The organism is Candidatus Zixiibacteriota bacterium, from assembly GCA_040753875.1.
Taxonomy (GTDB): Bacteria; Zixibacteria; MSB-5A5; order GN15; family FEB-12; genus DATKJY01.
In genome coordinates this window covers 1-19,055 of the sequence record JBFMDV010000003.1, presented here as the reverse complement: position 1 = coordinate 19,055, position 19,055 = coordinate 1, and the positions used below count along the sequence as shown (strand labels likewise).

Annotated in this window: 13 protein-coding genes; 8 read left to right on the top strand and 5 right to left on the bottom strand. The window is 56.8% G+C overall.

Annotated features, from left to right (window positions below; translation table 11 throughout):
- Positions 1 to 330 precede the first annotated feature (330 nt).
- From AB1644_01210 to AB1644_01195, 4 genes are all read left to right on the top strand, one after another.
- Positions 331 to 1,389 (top strand): aminotransferase class I/II-fold pyridoxal phosphate-dependent enzyme, encoded by a 1,059-nt coding sequence (locus AB1644_01210; GenBank protein ID MEW6049672.1) that lies wholly within the window; start codon positions 331 to 333, stop codon positions 1,387 to 1,389.
- A 295-nt stretch (positions 1,390 to 1,684) separates the two neighbouring features.
- Positions 1,685 to 3,082: a sugar transferase gene (locus tag AB1644_01205; GenBank protein MEW6049671.1), complete on the top strand. Its 1,398-nt coding sequence runs from the start codon at positions 1,685 to 1,687 to the stop codon at positions 3,080 to 3,082.
- A gap of 72 nt (positions 3,083 to 3,154) precedes the next feature.
- The gene (locus AB1644_01200) at positions 3,155 to 4,618 is read left to right on the top strand and encodes a capsule assembly Wzi family protein (GenBank protein ID MEW6049670.1); all 1,464 of its coding nucleotides are present in this window, start codon (positions 3,155 to 3,157) and stop codon (positions 4,616 to 4,618) included.
- 196 nt (positions 4,619 to 4,814) lie between these two features.
- Positions 4,815 to 6,875: a thioredoxin domain-containing protein gene (locus AB1644_01195; GenBank protein MEW6049669.1), complete on the top strand. Its 2,061-nt coding sequence runs from the start codon at positions 4,815 to 4,817 to the stop codon at positions 6,873 to 6,875.
- Between the two features lies 1 nt (position 6,876).
- Here the strand turns inward: AB1644_01195 and AB1644_01190 are convergent, their stop codons facing one another.
- The 4 genes from AB1644_01190 to AB1644_01175 all read right to left on the bottom strand — a co-directional run bounded on the left by AB1644_01190 (position 6,877) and on the right by AB1644_01175 (position 11,124).
- Positions 6,877 to 7,842, bottom strand: a complete 966-nt coding sequence (locus AB1644_01190; GenBank protein MEW6049668.1) for a histone deacetylase — start codon at positions 7,840 to 7,842, stop codon at positions 6,877 to 6,879.
- Between the two features lie 46 nt (positions 7,843 to 7,888).
- On the bottom strand, positions 7,889 to 8,803 hold the full coding sequence (locus AB1644_01185; protein MEW6049667.1) for a magnesium transporter CorA family protein: 915 nt from the start codon (positions 8,801 to 8,803) through the stop codon (positions 7,889 to 7,891).
- A gap of 108 nt (positions 8,804 to 8,911) precedes the next feature.
- Entirely contained in the window at positions 8,912 to 9,724 is an 813-nt protein-coding gene (locus tag AB1644_01180) for a Fe-S cluster assembly protein HesB (protein MEW6049666.1), read from the bottom strand.
- Positions 9,712 to 11,124, bottom strand: coding sequence for an O-antigen ligase family protein (locus AB1644_01175; GenBank protein MEW6049665.1), 1,413 nt, complete (start codon positions 11,122 to 11,124; stop codon positions 9,712 to 9,714). The genes AB1644_01180 and AB1644_01175 overlap by 13 nt, the downstream gene beginning before the upstream one ends.
- A gap of 247 nt (positions 11,125 to 11,371) precedes the next feature.
- Between AB1644_01175 and AB1644_01170 the strand changes: the two genes are divergently transcribed.
- The 4 genes from AB1644_01170 to AB1644_01155 all read left to right on the top strand — a co-directional run bounded on the left by AB1644_01170 (position 11,372) and on the right by AB1644_01155 (position 16,536).
- Positions 11,372 to 11,752, top strand: a complete 381-nt coding sequence (locus AB1644_01170) for a hypothetical protein (protein MEW6049664.1) — start codon at positions 11,372 to 11,374, stop codon at positions 11,750 to 11,752.
- A gap of 3 nt (positions 11,753 to 11,755) precedes the next feature.
- The gene (locus AB1644_01165) at positions 11,756 to 14,017 is read left to right on the top strand and encodes a sigma 54-interacting transcriptional regulator (GenBank protein ID MEW6049663.1); all 2,262 of its coding nucleotides are present in this window, start codon (positions 11,756 to 11,758) and stop codon (positions 14,015 to 14,017) included.
- 498 nt (positions 14,018 to 14,515) lie between these two features.
- Entirely contained in the window at positions 14,516 to 15,133 is a 618-nt protein-coding gene (locus tag AB1644_01160) for a BMC domain-containing protein (protein MEW6049662.1), read from the top strand.
- Between the two features lie 389 nt (positions 15,134 to 15,522).
- Positions 15,523 to 16,536, top strand: a complete 1,014-nt coding sequence (locus AB1644_01155) for an isocitrate/isopropylmalate dehydrogenase family protein (protein ID MEW6049661.1) — start codon at positions 15,523 to 15,525, stop codon at positions 16,534 to 16,536.
- A 41-nt stretch (positions 16,537 to 16,577) separates the two neighbouring features.
- Here AB1644_01155 and AB1644_01150 read toward each other — a convergent pair whose 3' ends face one another.
- A complete protein-coding gene (locus tag AB1644_01150) occupies positions 16,578 to 18,911 on the bottom strand; it encodes an N-6 DNA methylase (protein ID MEW6049660.1) in 2,334 nt (777 codons plus the stop codon).
- Between the last annotated feature and the right edge of the window lie 144 nt (positions 18,912 to 19,055).

Below are 19,055 nucleotides of genomic sequence, written 5' to 3'. Positions count from 1 at the left end.
ACCACCTTCCTAAGAGGACCGCCGGAGGACGCGCAAGCGACCTTCGGCGGTTTTGTTTCAACCTGGAACAGTTTGTTCGACCCACTCGGAAAAGAGTGCCTTCCCGAACCCGCATCGCATTTGGATCGGCTCTTGTGGACAACACGCAATCTTCTTTGCTGCAACATGTTAGATCATGCTGTGCAGATGTCGCACAGGCCGGCACACGCCTTGAATACGACTTCCTGTGTGATTAAACCCCGAATGCGACTTGCCAGGATGGCACAGCGGTAACTCGCGGTCGCATTCGGGAATACTTAGTGCCCCACGGCACACGGAAGGAAGGTTGTGATGAGTACCATCGGATTGGTGAGCGAAGACCAACTCAGTCGGCTGATAGCTCAGATCGCACAGAAGGCCATGGTAGTCCCGGGCATGGTATTGCCGTTCGTGGATTATGATGAATTCCTGCCGGACCTTCTCAGGCAGTGCCGATTCTCAAGCGATCGCCTGATCTCGGGAGGACATCTCTCACCCGATGTCGCCATTGCGGCTGACCGGGCCTCGCTGAGGGTCGAAGAAATACTGGGAATCTCCCCATTCACGGGGAACGTCGACGACATACGCTCGCGTCTCGATTCCCCAAGCGCACTCGTGTACGTTGCGAATCCCAACCGCGTGACCGGAGCCGGATTCTCACTCAAAGACCTCGAAATGCTGGCTGATATGGTCTACGAGGGAACGCTGATCGTCGATGAATACTACTTCGACTATTACGGCATCAGCGCCGTGCCTCTTCTGCACACGCACAGTAACGTTGTCATTCTGCGGTCATTCACCGCTTCGTTCGGCATCAGTTCGTCGAACGCCGGTTATGTGATCGCGCCGGCAGCGCTGGTCCGGCGGTTGCGGGATGTCACGGCAAACCCCACCCTCAGCCAAACCGTGTACCGGATGCTGACCGCGGCCATGGAGAACGAGTCCGCATTGTCGCATCGGTTGACCGGTCTGCACAACGAAGCGCTTCGACTGGCCGGCGAATTGACCCGACTGGGAATTCAGAACCGACTCAGTCCGACCGATTTTCTGCTCCTTCGTGTAGGCGACGTAAAGAGCACCGGCAACTTCCTAGCCAAAGCCAAAGTGCCGATTCACAATCTCGATGGGTATCCGCAGCTGGAGCACTGCCTCCGGTATCACCTTCAGTCCGAACTGTCCAACAACCAGTTACTCGGCGCCTTTCGCCGCATGCCGGAAGAATTCTATCGATTGCGGGGAGCTGACCGACGAGCGGTCACTCTCCGTCGATCTGGTGAGACCGCGCCGGTTGTCGTATCAGCCGTGGAGCCGGTATTCGAACGGAACCAGGTTTCGATCGCCACGCGCCAATCCGCCGATGTGGTCAAGTAACGTGCAGCCCGCCGATTCTCCGACACTGGTCCAAAACGGTTCCAGACCGCGGCACACCACGTACCGTCGGCCGGCCAATCCTCACAGGCGACGGACTGCAGACCAGATATCGCCGCAACGGACAGGTGTAGGTCGCGAGATTTCTTCCGATAGACAACATACGGGGAACGGCACCGGGAGATCGTCGCGGGAGCTATCGCCCCGCAAGCGCGCCGAGCGGCCCAGACCGCGGCGCGCTGCCACCAGACACACGACTCAGGTGGCCAACACGAACCCGGGGAAAGCAGGGAGAACCATGCAGCACGCGCGAATTAGTCTCATCTCATTTCTGGTCGGTCGGGTGTGTGAAGCATTTGTCACGCTTGGCGCATTTTCGAGCGTTCTTTTCTTCAGCCGAGGGTCGCAAGTATGGATGTTTGAAGTACCGGTCGCGGCTGTGGCAATCAGGATCGCAACAACCTGGCTGAGGCGAGAAAGACACGTCATCGCCGGACGGCACCGGCGGAACTACAAGGATCTCATAATCGAAGAATTGCTCTTCGGACTCGGCTTGTTTGCAGCCTGTTTTATACTCCGCTGGCCCATAACAGTCGGCGCGGCCTCCTTGCTAGTGACGGCCAACTTCGCAGGACAGTTGCTGCTGGCCGGATCGGCAAGCCTGTTGGCGCGGTTTGCGATCAATCGACAAAACAGCCCGCGTCACACCCCGGCATCCCACGGCGTCGTAATCCTGGGCACCAACGCCAAAGCGCGGCGAGTCGCGGACAATCTGCTGGCTCACCCGGAAATGAAGGCTTGTGTTGTCGGCTTCCTTGATTTTCAGCGAACCGGCCTCTGGAGTTACCGGGACATTCCACTTATCGGACACCCCCGCGACATAGAAAGAATTGCACTTACGCAACAAATAGACGCTCTGGTAGTCGCGCTTGGAGTCGATGAGATTGGCGCCTCGGGGCAACTTTTTGCCGCCGCCGAGCGGATGGGCATTACGGTCTGGTTGCTGCCGGACCTCTATCCATCCAAGCTCTCCCAACCCCAGTTGGCTCGATTCAACGGCTCGGCTGCCATGGTCTACCATCCGGCGCCAACCAGGCGATTCACACAGACAATCAAGTCCGGCGTTGACCGAATGGTCGCGTTTGGTATTATGGTGGTCGGATTTCCGATGTTTTTGCTGACTGCCCTTGCCATCAAGATCGACAGCCGCGGGCCGGTCTTCTTCAAACAGGAACGTATGGGGCATAATGGCCGAAGGTTCACGCTGTACAAGTTCCGCACGATGGCATGCAATGCCGAATCCCGCAAACGGGAACTCTTGCACCGCAATGAAATGTCCGGCCCGGTCTTTAAGATCAAGGATGACCCGCGCATCACGCGGACGGGACGTCTGCTTCGCAAGTATTCCATAGACGAATTTCCGCAATTGATGAACGTGCTGAAAGGGGACATGTCGCTGGTGGGGCCGCGACCTCCGCTTCCTTCCGAGGTCAGCGCGTTCGAACCCTGGCAACGGCGCAAACTGTCGGTGAAACCGGGACTCACCTGCTTTTGGCAGGTGAACGGGCGGAACGCGATCGATTTCGATCATTGGATGCGACTCGACCTGGAATACATCGATAATTGGTCGCTGGGACTTGATGCCAAGATCTTGGTCAAGACCGTCCCGGCCGTGCTGAAAGGGACCGGCCAGTGAATGGTGCGTCTCGTTGCAGTGAAGGCGTTCCATGACGCAGGTCACCACGCCGGGCGCGCCACGGATGGCTCTATGCGCACGAAAACATCGCTCATTCTCCTGACATTCCTCGCACTCCCCTGGTCCTTATCTCGCGCCGGAGGCCTTCTTCCTGTCGGTCAGGCTGAGTATGAGTTTGTCTATGACCGACTTGAGCGCCTCGATGCACTCTCGGTCGACCGATTCGATTACCAGCTCGGGCCATATTGCTTTGACTGGATTCGGTACCCTGCCCATCCATTCCAGCAACTGTCCGAGATTGATAGTTCGACGATCTGCCTCTTCGGTTTCGCCGGTGAGCAGTTTCACTCACGCCAGGGAAGCCGCGCGCTTGGGCGGGAATCACTCAGGGGCGGCGTCGCCGCACGACCGCTCGGCCATCTCTTCGTGTACGCAAATTTCGTCCTCGATGAAGCGCGCGCCAAGGACCCGTCGTACCACGGCAAGAAATGGCGCGGCTTGGCCGGCGATGTCGAGCAGGGGTTTGCACAGTACTCGTCGCAGCGATTCGATATTACGCTTGGACGATTCGCCTCGTTTTGGGGACCGCGCCGGTCACTGGCTCTGGCTTCGAATGCCATTATGGACGGGCTGGCGTATCAGGTGCGGCTGGGAAGGTTGACCATATCATATCGACTGGCGCGACTCGATGGTCTCACACCCAAATACGATTCAGTTCCGCAGTACGAATACCGATACTTTGCGGGGCACCGTGTTGATCTGCATCTTCTGGCGAACCGACTGAATGTCGGGCTGTTTGAAACCGTTGTTTTTGGCGGCGCGGGCCGACAGATCGACCTCTTTTACTTAAATCCACTCATCTTCTATCATGGAGCACAACTAAACGAAGGGACCGAGGATAACACCCTGGTCGGATTCGACATAACGGTCAAACCAAGAGTTGGATTCAAACTGTACGGCCAGGTCGTAATCGATGATCTCCAGATTGAAAAAAAAGTTCAGGCGGATCAAGAGCCGAACGAGTATGGCGTTCTGCTGGGGGCGTATCTAACCGACCTGGCGCCATCGTGGGATGTTAATGCCGAATACAGCCGGGTGACCAACTGGACGTTTAATCAGGTACTTCCCAGAAACCGAGTTCTTTTCGAGAACAAGCCTGTCGGCAATGCGCTCGGTAATGATTATGACCTGGGTTCCGTGAGTTTGTATCGATGGTTTGGAGAATCGAAACGCGCGTCCATTAATCTCTCTTATTGGCGCCAGGGAGAGGGACGAGTCGATGCCATCTGGAGCGCGCCGTGGCTGGACGTTATCGGCGATTACGATGAACCGTTCCCGACCGGTGTCGTCCAGAAGACACTGACTGCTTCAGTTGGATTCAAAGGGTTTGCGCTGGGCCATTTCTATATCGACGCCACGGCCGGGCTTGACCGCATCACGAATCGAAGTCATCACTCCGGCGAAATCCGCACGCTACCGTTTTTCAATCTAACGCTGTCCGCCTTCGCCTCTGCCTTGCTCGACCTGTCCGACTGACGTCAACTTGATATCTTCAAAGTAGAACCAATCATTAACATAGACTGTTGTAGTCCGTATGAGTTCATATCGGTGCGAGCGCCGCAGCGAAACACGGGCTGCAGGCATACGTATCTGACTGGTCGGGCAGATAGTTGCCTTGCTGGTCATCGCTCGGCCCGTGAACCTGCAGGCGAACATGGAAGGCGGAAACAACATGGCGGATACAGCGGCGGCAACTTCACGACACACCAACCATCTGGCCGGAGAAAGCTCCCCTTATCTCCTGTCACACGCCCACAACCCTGTGGATTGGTATCCGTGGAATGACGAAGCGCTGGCCAAAGCGAAAAAACTCAACCGTCCGATATTCCTGTCAATTGGCTATGCTGCCTGCCACTGGTGCCATGTCATGGAACGGGAGTCGTTCGAAAACGAACAGATCGCCCGAATACTGAACGAGCACTTCATCAGCATCAAAATCGACCGCGAGCAGCGCCCGGATCTGGACCAAATATACATGACCTTCACGCAGGCTATGACCGGCTCAGGCGGCTGGCCGATGTCGATCTTCCTGACTCCTGACCTCAAGCCGTTCTTCGCCGGTACCTACTTCCCGCCCGATGACCGGTACGGGCGACCGGGATTCATGAAAGTGATTACCGAGATAGCCCGAGCGTATGACGAAAGTCCGAGCCATATCGTCGAGTCGGCACAGGGCATCTTCGAAGAGATCAATAAGCACCTTGCCCGCGAAACCGATTCCGCCCTTCTGTCCCAAAGCATGGTCGCTGCCGGCGCCGAAAGCCTGATGAAGAGTTTTGATCACGTTCACGGCGGTTTTGGTCAGGTCCCGAAGTTCCCGCACGCCGTCGAACTGTCCCTATTCCTCCGGCACTACCGTCGCACCGGCGACCTCGCTTACCTGCTGGCTGTCGAGAAAGCGTTGACTTCGATGGCTCACGGCGGCGTCTACGATCAGATCGGCGGCGGATTTGCCCGGTACTCCACCGATGAGCGCTGGCTGGTCCCGCATTTCGAAAAAATGCTGTACGACAATGCCCTACTCGTATCGACCTACACTGAGGCGTACCAAATTACCGGCAAAGATGAGTACCGTGGGGTAGTCAGAGAGACACTCGATTTTCTGCTTCGTGAAATGACCGATTCAAGCGGTGGGTTCTATTCGGCGCTCGATGCCGACAGCGAAGGTGAAGAGGGGCGTTTCTATCTGTGGACCGAATCCGAGATCAGAGGGTTACTCAGCGGGGAGGCCGATCCGTTCCTGGCGTACTTCAATGTCACCGCGACCGGTAATTTCGAAGGCAGGAATATCCTCCATGTCGATGCCGCCTCCGAGCGCATTTCAAACGAGCAAGCGCCCGAACGGTTCAATACCTATCTCGAAAAGTGCAAAGCACGGCTGCTTCAGGCGAGAGGGGAACGAGTCCGCCCGCTCACCGACGATAAGATTCTAAGTTCCTGGAACGGCCTGGCGCTCTCGGCGTGTGCGCGGGGGTACCAGATAACACTCGACCAGAAGTACTTGGCTGCGGCGATCGCCAACGCGCACTTTGTAGAGCACACGATGTACCGTGACAACACCCTCACCCACGCGTATCGACAAAGCGTACATTCAGGCGGTGAATTCCTCGAGGATTATGCCTTCTACGTTCGCGGACTGCTCGACCTCTACGAAACTGACCCGGGTGCCGCCAATCAGCATTGGCTCGAACTGGCAGTCACCATGGCACGACATGCCGTCGCTCTATTCCTTGGCGCGGATAACCGCTTCTATCTTAGGCCGGACAATCAACCGGATTTGATAGTTCGGCCAAAAGACGAGATCGACAACGCTATCCCATCGGCCGGCTCGATCATGATTCACAACCTGTTCAAGTTGCACCGATTGACCGAAGACGCCGCGTTTCTCGATGCCGCCGAACGCGCCCTCAAAACAGTTTCCGGCCAGATGAGTCGCTACCCGGGCGGGATGGCCTCAGCGCTTCTGGCGCTTGACTACATGCTCAATGATAAGGTTGAGATTGTGGTTGTCGGCAATGGTCCGATGCGCGACGCCATACTGGCCGAAATCTATCGCCGCTACAGCCCCAACAGGCTGTTGGCGATAAGCCCCAGCGGCACTGCGAATTCCCCTTTGTTCGAAGGACGCGCGGCGAACGGACAAGTGAAAGCGTTTGTCTGCGTCAATTCGGTCTGCCGCCTCCCCGCCGTGTCTGTCGATGAGTTGAGAGAACGGCTGGCCGAGATTCGCTGACTCACTCCGCCAGCGCCTGCAAATGACACTCAACTGATTCCGCGAGTGCCCTCAGGTTATATCCCCCCTCGAGCATCGACACGATCATCCCACCACAGTGCTTTCGTGCGCACGCTTTAAGCATCCGCGTAAGCTCGCCGAATATCGCACTGCTCAGATTGATCTCCGCCAATGGGTCATCGCGGTGTGCATCGAATCCGGCCGATATCAGAACGAACTCAGGCTTGAATGCATCGAGCGCCGGAATGACCCGAGTCTCAAATGCTGCACGGTATTCGTCATCGCCTGCCCCCGCGCTTATCGGGAGATTCATCGTATACCCAACCCCCTTCCCTTTGCCGGTCATTGAGGCGTGCCCGCTCCCCGGATAGTGCGGGTACTGGTGCAAGCTGATATACAGCACCCGGTCATCCTCGACAAACATCCGCTCCGTCCCATTCCCATGATGCACATCCCAATCGACAATCGCCACTCGGCTCAATGCTCCCGACTCCAGAAGGTCAGCCGCTGCAACCGCAACGTTGTTGAAAATGCAGAACCCCATCGCCCGGTCCCTCTCGGCGTGGTGCCCCGGCGGTCGCACGGCACAGAACGCCAAATCATACTCCCCCTTTAGCACCGCCCGGCATGCCTGTACTCCGGCTCCCGCTGCATAGAGCGCCGCGTGCGGCGAATCACTTGTCGCCACCGTGTCCCCCCAATCCAGCAATACTGGATCGGTGATATTCAGCGATAGAATGCTATCGACATACGCCGCATCATGCACCCGCGTCAGCCATTCCAGTTCGGCCGGCGATGACTCGACCACGGTCAACTTCTGCCTGACCGGACTATTGTCGAGCATGGTGTTAATTGCCCGAAGCCGCTCCGGGCTCTCCACATGCCCGAACCCCTCAAGATGTCTCTGAAAAAGCTTATGTGAGTAGTAGCCGATCACGGTTTTCGTCTCTACAGGAGGGAGATTCACACAGTGACTATCATGAAACACGAAGCGGTAAAGGGTGCGATCCGCCTCACCACTTCTTGATGCGCCAGAACGTCAGAAACCCCCCCACCGAAGCCAGCGCCAGCCCCATGATCATCCAGAATGCCAGTTGGTGGTTCTGCAAGGGAATGCTGACATTCATTGAAAATGCGCTCACCACAAACGTCGGCACCATGATCGCGATCGTGATGATATTCAGCGTCTTCATTAGCACGTTCAGGTTGTTGCTGACAATCGAGGCCCGCGCGTCCATCAAGCTCACCAGAATGTTGGAGTACATGTCCGCCTGCTTCAGGCACTGATTGTTTTCGATGACGGTATCATCCAAAAGCTCCAGCTCTTCCGGCGTGAACCCGATCTTGGCGGCGTTGTTGCGGAGTTTCTCCAGCACCACGCCGTTAGAGTTGAGCGAGTTGAGATAATACACCAGGCTCTTCTGCAAACCGAACTGGTTGATCAGGTGACGGTTCTCCATCGACCGGTTGATCTTTTCCTGCAGGTCGTCGGAGATCTTGTTGATGATCTTCAGGTGCTCGCGGAAATGGATGATGGACCGGTGCAGCAGCCCTAAGATGAGTCCGGCCAGCGAGGTTGCCCGTGTCACCTGGCTGCCGTCGAACAGCGGCACGTCCTCGGAAACGACGATATAGAGTCGCTCCTTGAACAGGAACGCTCCCACGGAGCCGACCCGGAACACGAACTGCTCGTGAGCGGAGTACTTGCTCGGGCGTTTGAAAATGAGCGCTGCATGCTCCGGCTCAAATTCAAGGCGCGACAGCTCATCCGGGTCAAGCGCGGAATTCAGCGTGTGCTCATCGAACTTCAGTTCTTCGACCAGCTGCTTGCGCACCGCCTCGTCGGGGTTAATAAGAACAACCACCTGCGCCTGCGGGTCTTCGACCTCCATCAGCTTACGATTCTCGATCCGATACTGCCGTTGCACGGCTGCTCCTTGTTTGGCGCTTCATTCTCTCTAAACCCCGGCTCAATGTACTGTCATTGTATCGACTCTGGCAAAGCAAAGATGAAGAAAAGGGCCGGCGGTCGGCCTCTAATTGGTCAGACCAATCTTGCCTTTTCGAACCACCACGATCCCCTCGCGTGCCATCGATTCGGCGGCGGACCGAACATCTTCCACCGAGCGACCAAGCTCCCCCGCTATCTCAGCCAGCGGCACTTTCTTTCGGTGGGTCAACTGCCGGATGATCGCGCCGCGAATCTGTCGAGTCGACCCCACGAACCGGGTCTGCCGGGTCAATGGGGGAATCCCGAAGATCTTCTTCGGAAGCGCCAGATTGCTGTAGTCCATGAGGGCGTTGTGCCAGTCCCGCGAGCGGTGTTTCGGCAACAGTTGACCAGCCAGCGCCTCTATCTTGCTCCGTGCACAGGTGGCTGGGAGCCCGAATTCATGAAGTAATACGCGCCGGACATTGGTGTCGATCGTGACCAGCGGTCGATTGAAGGCGAATATCAGAATCGCGTGAGCCGTATACGGCCCAATACCGGGCAGGGACACCAATACTGAGGGGTCAGATGGAAGAACACCGCCGTGATTTTCCACAACGTCACGGGCCAGCTTCCCCAGATACAACGCCCTTCGGTTGTACCCCAGCCCTGACCACATGGCGAGTAGTTGCCGAGTTGTTGCTTCGGCCAGCGTCTGCCAGTCCGGCCAGCGCGCGACCCATGACTCGTATTTGGGGACAACCCGCTCCACCTGCGTCTGCTGGAGCATGATCTCGGCGACGGCAATCCTATAGGGGTCGCACGTGCGGCGAAACGGCAGGTCGCGGCCGTGCCGTTTGTAAAATCTAAGTATCTTCCGCCGGAAGGCGGCAATCCTCTTCGGGTTCAGTCTGGGCATGTCTGCGATGAATCGCCGGGGCAGCCCCATCCCGACGCGGCATTAAGTCCAAATATGATCGCGAGCACGTACCCCTCCTGAGACCAGGTCCAGGCCCGCATGAAGAACAAGCTCATGACAAACACAACCATCATGATGAACAGCGCCGCCGTTACCTGTGTATCACGGTTGCCCATAGCCGGACGGAACCGCCGATGTGCCGTCGCCAGCCCGGTCCCGGCCAGGGTGAGCAATGCGGCAGCGCCGATGATTCCCGTCTCCGCAAGATAATGAAGCACCACGTTGTGGGCAGTCATTCCCCGGATGTAATACCAGACCGGCTCAGCTTTGATCGCGGGGATGATCTGGTCGACACTGGTGTAGTTGCCGATGCCGATCCCCACGAGCGGGCTCGTGAGAAACCCCTCGATGGCCGCTTTCCACAGGACAAGCCGAAGTGCTATTGTTCCCTGTGGCCGCGTGAACGAGTCAACTAACTCACCAACTCGTTCGAGAAACCCGCCGAAGAGCACTGTTCCAAGAAACAGTACCAGAGCAACGCCGACTCCAGCTACGACGATGATCCTATTGGCGGCCTGAACTGCTCCCCGGTTCCCTTCGCGACACGCCTTCCACCGGGCTGCGATCACCAGAACCGGCAGCGCCAGCGCTATGGCCAGCATTGAGCCGCGGGAACCGGATGCTGCCACCGCAAACAGAATGACGATCGCAACGAGGGCATACATGAGTCTTTCCCGCGTGGAGTCCGCCCAGATAAAAAAGGCGAGTGCCATCGGCACCGCCGTCATGCTGTAGTTTTCAAACGCCAGCCACGATGGACCAAAGACGCGCTCTTTGCCGCCAGCCATCAGGAATAGGAAAATATTTACCACTGACAGCGCGAACACCTGCCAGATATAGAATAGAACTATTTTTCTCACACCGATCTCGGAAGACATCTTGAAAACCGCCCGGAACGCAATGTAGATTGCCATGATACGAAACGAGGGCACGATCGCCTGGGATCGGTCGAAAGCGAACAGGGCCGACAGCCAGGTGGCGCCAATGAGGAAAAAGAACGCCAGATCGTACTCGGTGCGACGGATATCGGTCTGCCGGTGTAACAGAAAGTCCAGTAGGATCGCGGAAAACAGCACCACTAAGGCGATATCGAACGGCCAAAGGGCAAAAGTCCCTATGAAATAGGGCAGATGGAAGCCAATACTGACAAGAAAAATGTAAAAACAGGCGCGCGGCGATGCGTACAAATATGCGACAGCCGGTGCCGTCAGAAGGGCGAGTGCGGGCAGAGGACGTCCGATCGCCACTAATACGGTTGCGAACAGGAAGCTCGCTATCAAAATCAGGGCCACTGCCCGTTTGAGGTCAATGTCGCGGTCCATTGCAGCTAATTGTGTCATTCGGTCTGCGTCCTGTACTGACGAAGATATTGCGCTCCTCGACTGGGGTCAACGCGGAACTGCGACGGTCAGTGTGCCGAGTCCGGCGCAGCATTTGCGAAATCCACTTGACAGAGAGAGTCAGCAAGTCTATATTAACTATAGAGGGAACTGTGACAAGCAATTTCCCCCTCACCTCCTCACGCATCGCCATCTGCACGACAAGAGAGCTATACATATGCACAACCTTTTACCAAGGAGTATTTCGATGACAAGGATTCGTACCCTCGCAGCACTGGTTCTGCTGGTAGTGCTGGGCATCGCGACCACCACCTGGTCGGTGAGCAGCCCGTACGGCCGGCACGGCCTGGCCCGCACTGAACCGGGTGATGACCACCCCTGGGGCGGCAACGGTTACACCGAGCCGATTGGCGACATCAGCAGCAGTGGTTCCACGAGCGTTTCCCAACCCCGCATCACCGGCCACCTGCTGATCGACCTGTTCTTCTATCGCTTCATTCTGCCGGGACTTCTGCCCGAATCGAAAACAGTGCCGGCGACGGAGCAGCCCTCGTCGCTGCCGTCAAACCTCGGCACCACGGGCGCAGCATCGAATGGTTCGGGGCACTCAACAGGAGCAGGTAACTGAACGATGAAAATACAGGATACACATAGCCAGAAATCCGGCCAAGGCGAGCGCATTCATCATGAACTGATGGCCTTGCTCCAGCGGCGGGACTTTCACGGCGCCGTTGCATGCTTCGAGATGCACCAGAGTGCTCTCGAATCATGCCGTGGCACCGAGGCTGGAGCGATCCTGCATGCCGCCGCCAAGGCACACGCCTCACTGACTCATCTCCCGATTGCTCTCCGCCTGGCCCGTCGCGCACAGGCCATGGCGGCCCAGGACGGCGATACCTCGCTGATGGCCGACATCTGCGTGACCATCGGCCGGATCCTCCGCGATCTGGGTGAACTCAAGGAGGCGGAAAAAGCGTGGCGCGATGCGGAATCGATCTTCAGGCGCAACGACAATCTCCCGGGACAGAGTGATGCCCTCAACCTCCTGGCCGGACTTCTCTTCCAGAAGTGCGACTATCGCAACGCCGTGGCCCTGCTCATGGATGCTGTTGCCATCGCCAGGAAACTTGACGACAAACAGAAACTCGCCTACATGATGGGCAATATCGGCCGCATTTACACCTTCACGGGTGATTTCGACGAGGCCGAGCGACATCTGCTCATCAATGTCGACCTGTCCAGGCGGTTGTCCGACGAACTCGAAACCGAGCGGGCGTTCCTCTCGCTGGGATACCTGCAGATACAGAAACAGCAGTACGCCAAGGCCTCGGAATCGCTTGCCGAAGCGTATCGGCTCATTGTCCATTTGAACCGCAAGCGGGATGAGGTCGTCTATCTGACCTATCTGGGCGAGTTGCAGTACCGGATGGATCAACATGCCGAAGCGCGCGAATCGCTCCAGCGGGCGCTGACGATGGCCGAGGCGATTGCCCCCCGGTCCGTGCTCGATGCTCGCGTGATGCGTCACCTTGCGGAACTGTCGGTCCGCACCGGCGACTACCGCCGGGCGCAACAGTATGTCAGCGAGGCAATGCCGCTCATGGAGAAGTCTGACCAACTGGTAGAGATGGGTGCGCTGCACAAGCTCGCCGGTCTCATCAACCAGGCGCTCGGCCATAAGGACAAAGCGCGGCAGAGCTTCCTCAGGGGGCTCGATCTCCTGGCCGAATCCGGCGTCAGATTCGAAAAGGCAGAGGCGCTGATCGCACTCGGCCGTTCGGAGCTTTTTAGCATACGCGAACGGATGACCTATCTTTTCCGCGCCGAGGAGTTCTACATGCGAAGCGGTCTCACTGCCCGCCAGGAAGAGATCAATCAGTTCATCGGCGACCTGGACAAACCCCGCACCGGGGACACAACCTCCCACAGGAAGGGGAAGATCGAGCACGATCCGGTCGATTACCTGACTGTCGCACCGGCAGTTCTCAGGATCAAGGCGCAGATCGCCATGCTGACGCGCACCGATCTGCCGGTCCTGATCACCGGTGAAACCGGGGTCGGCAAGGACCATATGGCGCGCTATTTCCATGCCACGGTGCGCCCCGACAAACCGTATGTCGCCATCAACTGCGCTTCGCTTCCGGAGACTCTGCTGGAATCCGAGCTGTTCGGTTACCATCGCGGAGCATTCACCGGCGCGGTTACACACAAGCAGGGCCTGTTTGTGACGGCCAACGGCGGCGTGCTTATGCTCGATGAGATCGGTGACCTCCCGCTCAGCCTCCAGGCTAAGCTGCTCGGCGTGATCGAGAAGCGCAGGGTCCTGCCGCTTGGCAGTACCCAGGAGGTGGCGCTCGATATCAAGCTCGTCGCGGCGACGAACAAAAACCTGCAGGATATGGTCGATCAGGGCACGTTCCGTCAGGACCTGTTCTTCCGCCTGAGTGGCATTCATTTCCACATTCCGCCGCTGAGAGAGCGCAAAGAGGATATCCCGCTTCTGCTGGAGCAGTTCCTGGTACGGCATCATCTTCTGGCGGCTGGTCAGAAAGTACCGGCTGAACTGGTCAAGCAGTTTGTCGATTACGACTGGCCCGGCAACATCCGCGAGCTGGAAAACAAAGTCCGCCGGCTCGAAGTGATGGCGCAACTGGTTGCCGAGGGAGACGTGGTGGAGCTGGCCCGTTCGCTGTTCGGCGGCGACTCCGCTCCGGCGCGGGCGACACTGTTCGACCGTGTCCACCAGTTCGAACGGCAGCTTATCATGGAGGCGCTCATGGCCACCAACGGCAACAAGTGCGAAGCCGCACGGTTGCTGGGTGTCCACGAGGCAACTGTGCGCCTGAAATTGAAACGGTATCTGTCAGCCGCCGCCTCCGGGTCGGTGAACTGACGACCGTCAGTTGAACCGCCTACGAGGGCCGACCTCGGGTTGGCCCTCGTACAAAAATACGACCTTTCGTATTATCTCCTTGGTTGCGGTAAGTGTCTGCTTATCAGGCACTTGCCGCATTTTATTCAGACACGGTTCGTCGATTGATACGAATTGATTCAACAGTCGAATCCCACATTCCGTCGCACACCACATCACAACTTTCTCCCCAGCAATCACTTACGGCCTGCCGGCAGTTCAACATGCCCTGACCGGCACGAACGTTGCAATAGGTAAGCTGGTCATTGTTACTCCTTTGCGCCAGTCACACGCTCACGCATTGGAGACGCTTCTGAATCTTTAAGGGTGTATCCCGCCGTCCGCATTCGAGGGGAGTGCGGACGGTGATTTTTTTTGTTTATGTGTGTGGTTGGCAACACACGACGCGAAGCGGTAGAACAGACGATGTCTGCCTGTTTTATGGTTGCATCCGTACGCTGCTCCCGTTTCTTTGGGAGCATGCCACGCGAAGCGCTCGGACTGATCGAAACCAAGGGAATGCTGGGTGCGATTGAAGCCACCCGCGCTGCCACCCAGGCGGCCGAGGTCGCCATCGCCTCAGCCGAGCAGAGCACGAGTGGACGTGTCACTGTCCGCATCGAGGGGGACCGCGCATCAGTCTCAACCGCCGTCGAGGCCGGAGCACTTGCCGCCGAACGAACCGGCCAGCTCATCTCCATGCACATCATCGCCCGCCCCGACGAGGGAATTGAGCCGCTCCGACCCTATGTCCGCTTCCTGAAAAAGTACACCAACGGCGACATCGCTCACACACCACCGAACAGACCTGCACCACCGAAACCGGCACCTAAACCCAAGCCGATATCAGCCCCTCCCAAGCCATCCCCCAAACCGAAACCCGCGCCTACTCCCACCCCCGCAACCATCTCTGCGCCCACACCCAAACCGGTCCAGGCCGGAACTGTCACCCTCGACGATCTCGAAGCCATGCCGGTGGTCAAACTCCGCCAGTACGCCCGCACTGTCCCCGGCCTCCCGATCGCCGGCCGCCAGATTTCGATGGCCAACAAGACTGAGTTGCTTGAGGCGATCAAGAGCGTGCTGCCGCTCTCTTAACCCCCCATTGACAATCGCCCCGAATTGTCCATATTCCCGGCGCGATGACATAACGCCCTTGCTTCAGACGTGCTGCACGGAGCGGAGTCGATGTGCGATAGAAGCGGCGTTGGTGCCCCACAGCTTGCTGTGGGGCTGACTCGATATGAATCGACACGGTCAGGTTGAATGGGGCTTTCGCACGGCAAGCCTTCGGCTTCGCTCAGGCCGGCGGCTGTGCGCCACCAACCGGCACCCCACCGCCGTTGTCCTGAGCGTAGTCGAAGGATTGCGGTGGGTGCACACTAAGGAGAGGCTGCGTCTCCCCAGCGTGTCGCGCTGAGCGGAGTCGAAGCGCGACGGTAAGCCTGACCGATCGGGCGGGCACCGAGCAAAGGAAAGAAACGAGCATGGCTAAACATACCCTTACCCTCATCCCCGGCGACGGCATCGGCCCCGAGGTCTCCGACGCCACCGTCCGCGTCATCGAGGCCGCCGGAGTCGATATCGCCTGGGAGCGCTTCGATGCCGGCGCCGCCGCCATCCAGAAATACGGCGAGTCGGTCCCTGATGGCCTCCTCGATTCCATCAAGAAAAACAAAGTCGCTCTCAAAGGCCCGCTCACCACGTTCGTCGGCAAAGGGTTCCGCTCCGCCAACGTCACCCTCCGCCAGAAACTCGACCTCTACGCCAACCTCCGCCCCGTCAAATCGATCGGCGGCGTCCCGAGCCGTTTCGACAAAGTCGACCTGGTCATCGTCCGCGAAAACACCGAGGACCTCTACACCGGCATCGAAAGCATGGTCTCCCCAGGCGTGGTGAACGCTATCAAAGTGGTGACCGAAAAAGCCTCCCAGCGGATCGCCCGGTTCGCTTTCGAATACGCCCGCAAGAACGGCCGCAAAAAAGTCACGCTCGTGCACAAGGCGAACATCATGAAGATCTCCGATGGCCTCTTCTTGCAGGTGTTCGAGGAGGTCGCCAAGGAGTACCCTGATATCAAGGCGGAGGACAAAATCGTTGATGCCCTCTGCATGCATCTGGTGATGGACCCCTCGCGCTTCGATGTTCTCCTGCTCGGCAATCTGTTTGGTGATATTGTCTCGGACCTCGCCGCCGGTCTGGTGGGTGGGCTGGGCGTGGTGCCGGGCGCGAATATCGGCGAGGAGTACTCGGTGTTCGAGGCGGTGCACGGGACCGCGCCGGACATTGCAGGCAAGAACATCGCCAATCCGACCGCGCTTATTTTCTCGTCGTTGTTGATGCTTCGTCATATTGGCGAGCCGGAGGCGGCGGACCGAATCTGGAAGGCGATGGTGTTGTCGTTGGCGATGGGGCACCATTTGACGAACGACCTCGGCGGCAGTTGCTCCACCACCGAATTCACCGACGAGCTGATCAAAGAGATCAAATCCCGCGCGTAGGGGGTAGTTCACGAAAGTCCGACTGACGATACTGGTGGAATCTATTTTCGAGCGAGAGTTATACCCAGTTCCTCGAGAATTTGTCGGGTAAGAAGCTCTGAGAGTTTGTGATCCAGGGTTCTTTCGAAGATATGCGCTTCCACAAGCTTGCAGGTTCTCTGCAGATAAGATTCATACAGCGTATTTGCGCGCCTAACTGCCGCTCTACTCGCAGGAATCCTGATGATGTGTAAATTGGGCCGTTGAGAGTAGACTATGAACGCAGCAGTGTCTTCATCCTCCAATTCGATGCGTTGACCATTATCACTGACGACCTCACACCGCCCGAAGAAGGAAGGACCAAGTCGAAGTGTACCATCAGGAACGCTTACTTCCTCGGCATTGGTCATGGCTTTCGCGTCCACAAAGGCATCCGGGAATCTCTTGGTGCCGTCGGGAAAAAGATCTTCAACGATTTGGTCTTTGAGTTTTTCAATGTCGCGGGCGACCTTTTGGATACGCACTCGTTTGCGCGATTGGGCAAGCTGAATGCGTTCCTCCACCAGACCCGTAATCCCCTCATAAAGCATCTCCTGCAATGACTGATCATCAATTCCGAGCGTCTTCATGACGGCTGCGTCGAGTGTTTGGCGGTCCGGCCTTCGCACTTCAATAGCGATTGGCTGCATAGCACGATTCATGATCCGTTCAAGTAGGTGCCAATGCGCGCCCAGCTTCTTCAAGGTCGGTGAATCTGGAACGGGCATTTGCTCCCAGTCGATGCCCTCAGTCTTGGCAGCTCCATCACCGAGGTTTACCCGGCTTCCCACTTCACGAATGAGAGCGAACACTGTCGAATTGAGATAGACGAGAAGCCCTCGTTCGTCAGCCGAGTCATTTGGGAATACCTCGAACAGGTTGTGATCCACATGAATGTGTTTAGGGTTATACACTGCAAAAAAACGGTCATTTGTAATCATCTGAAGCAATATCGTGCCTGGTTCGCGCACGCCCAAGTTATACCAGAGTGGTCGTCCGGAGACTGAAGGGACTTCAGGCCATTTTTTACCCTCCTTCGTGCTGCGACTCTCTCCCCATCGAATATAACGCAGAATACCTAGACACTTCATCTTACGCAGAGTGGCCTTGTCGGTCTGGCAGAGCAAAATCTTATGCGACACGTCCCCGGTTGCCAGTTTGATTGAGCTAACTTCCTTTGGCGAGCGAATGACCGGTTTTAGGAATTGCGGCTCTATTTGCCAATGCTCAATGGTCTCTCTAGACACGTAGAAGAATTCGTTAATCCCGGCCGTGTACCCCCGTCGGATTGCCGCAACCTCTTGCAGTTGCGTGAAGGATGCAAGCAGTCGCTTCGTCATTTCGAAGAAAACACGTGGCGCTCTTAGGAACACTCCCCACTTGGCGGTCCGCCCTGTTCCTTCAAGTTCAGAAAGTAAATCACCTTGGCGTCTTGACCTGACTCGCTGTGTTGAGTCTTCATATGTCAGAATTTCACCAGCTGCAGGTGCAGGCAGCGAGTCGATCTGAGAGACAAGCTTATCCAACCCCCCCCATCGTTTGTCCGCTTGTTGAATTTCCCAAGGAATCGCCTCTGCCAAAGGCGTTTTGATCTGGATAAACCTTGTTGGAGTCGCGTCCCTCGCTTCCTTACTCTTGCATTTCTCCAAAACGGTTACAATAGTATTCACCGCAGCATCAGAGAACCACGCCTCAGAACGAGATTCAATGATAGCAATCAGCCTGAAGTTCTTCAGAAAAAACTTCTGCAACTCATAGCCGTACGATGTATTCAGCCACGAATTAGAAGTGATGAATCCAAGCCTTCCTCCGTCTTGTACATGTGCAGCTGTATGAAAGAACATATAGGCGTAGATGTCTGCTTGTCCTGACAGCTTTAGATCGCCATTGCTAAACAGATCAGGGTAGTCCTTCCGCCATTCATTTGATAAGACTTGGGCGATTTGCTGCTTGTACCCAGGTACCTGTCGCTCGATGAGCAGCTGTCTAATGAATGGGAAATTGCCGACAGCTGCTTGAAACTGTGGCATTGGGACCTTGATAGCCTTGTCTCCTTTGCCTGGTTTGGGTGCAGGGAATTCATGAATGTGTCCTGGTAATACTTCGAAAAAGTCTCTGGCAATTATGTGCGGGAAATTGGCGTAATCTTCTATGTTCTTTCGGTACAAATTGATTGTAGCTAGTTCGGCAGGAAAATGGGCAATGTCCACTCCCCAGATCTGAGCAAGCAACTGCTGGTGCCTTGTCGTTCCGAGGGTCTTCAGGCGGTCATAAGAGCGGATTAAGAAAGTCCCCGTCCCACAAGTCGGATCTAGAACTGCATCATTCTTAGTATTTACGCAAAACGCGATGATCAAATCGACTAGGTTTTCATTAGAACCTATCTCAAAATTGCTTTAGCAGGATGAGGGTACAGGCGAGTTGTACAAAGCCCAGGAAATTAGCGGTGTAGTATTCCCAACGCACGAGGATACGTCGCTGCCACTGGAGCCACGAAAAGA

Bases quoted from the DNA above. Each gene is read 5' to 3' on its own strand.
- AB1644_01175 (MEW6049665.1), bottom strand. From the start codon at position 11,124: ATGACACAATTAGCTGCAATGGACCGCGACATTGACCTCAAACGGGCA.
- AB1644_01200 (MEW6049670.1), top strand. From the start codon at position 3,155: ATGCGCACGAAAACATCGCTCATTCTCCTGACATTCCTCGCACTCCCC.
- AB1644_01205 (MEW6049671.1), top strand. From the start codon at position 1,685: ATGCAGCACGCGCGAATTAGTCTCATCTCATTTCTGGTCGGTCGGGTG.
- AB1644_01160 (MEW6049662.1), top strand. From the start codon at position 14,516: ATGCCACGCGAAGCGCTCGGACTGATCGAAACCAAGGGAATGCTGGGT.
- AB1644_01195 (MEW6049669.1), top strand. From the start codon at position 4,815: ATGGCGGATACAGCGGCGGCAACTTCACGACACACCAACCATCTGGCC.
- AB1644_01180 (MEW6049666.1), bottom strand. From the start codon at position 9,724: ATGCCCAGACTGAACCCGAAGAGGATTGCCGCCTTCCGGCGGAAGATA.
- AB1644_01165 (MEW6049663.1), top strand. From the start codon at position 11,756: ATGAAAATACAGGATACACATAGCCAGAAATCCGGCCAAGGCGAGCGC.
- AB1644_01170 (MEW6049664.1), top strand. From the start codon at position 11,372: ATGACAAGGATTCGTACCCTCGCAGCACTGGTTCTGCTGGTAGTGCTG.
- AB1644_01210 (MEW6049672.1), top strand. From the start codon at position 331: ATGAGTACCATCGGATTGGTGAGCGAAGACCAACTCAGTCGGCTGATA.
- AB1644_01155 (MEW6049661.1), top strand. From the start codon at position 15,523: ATGGCTAAACATACCCTTACCCTCATCCCCGGCGACGGCATCGGCCCC.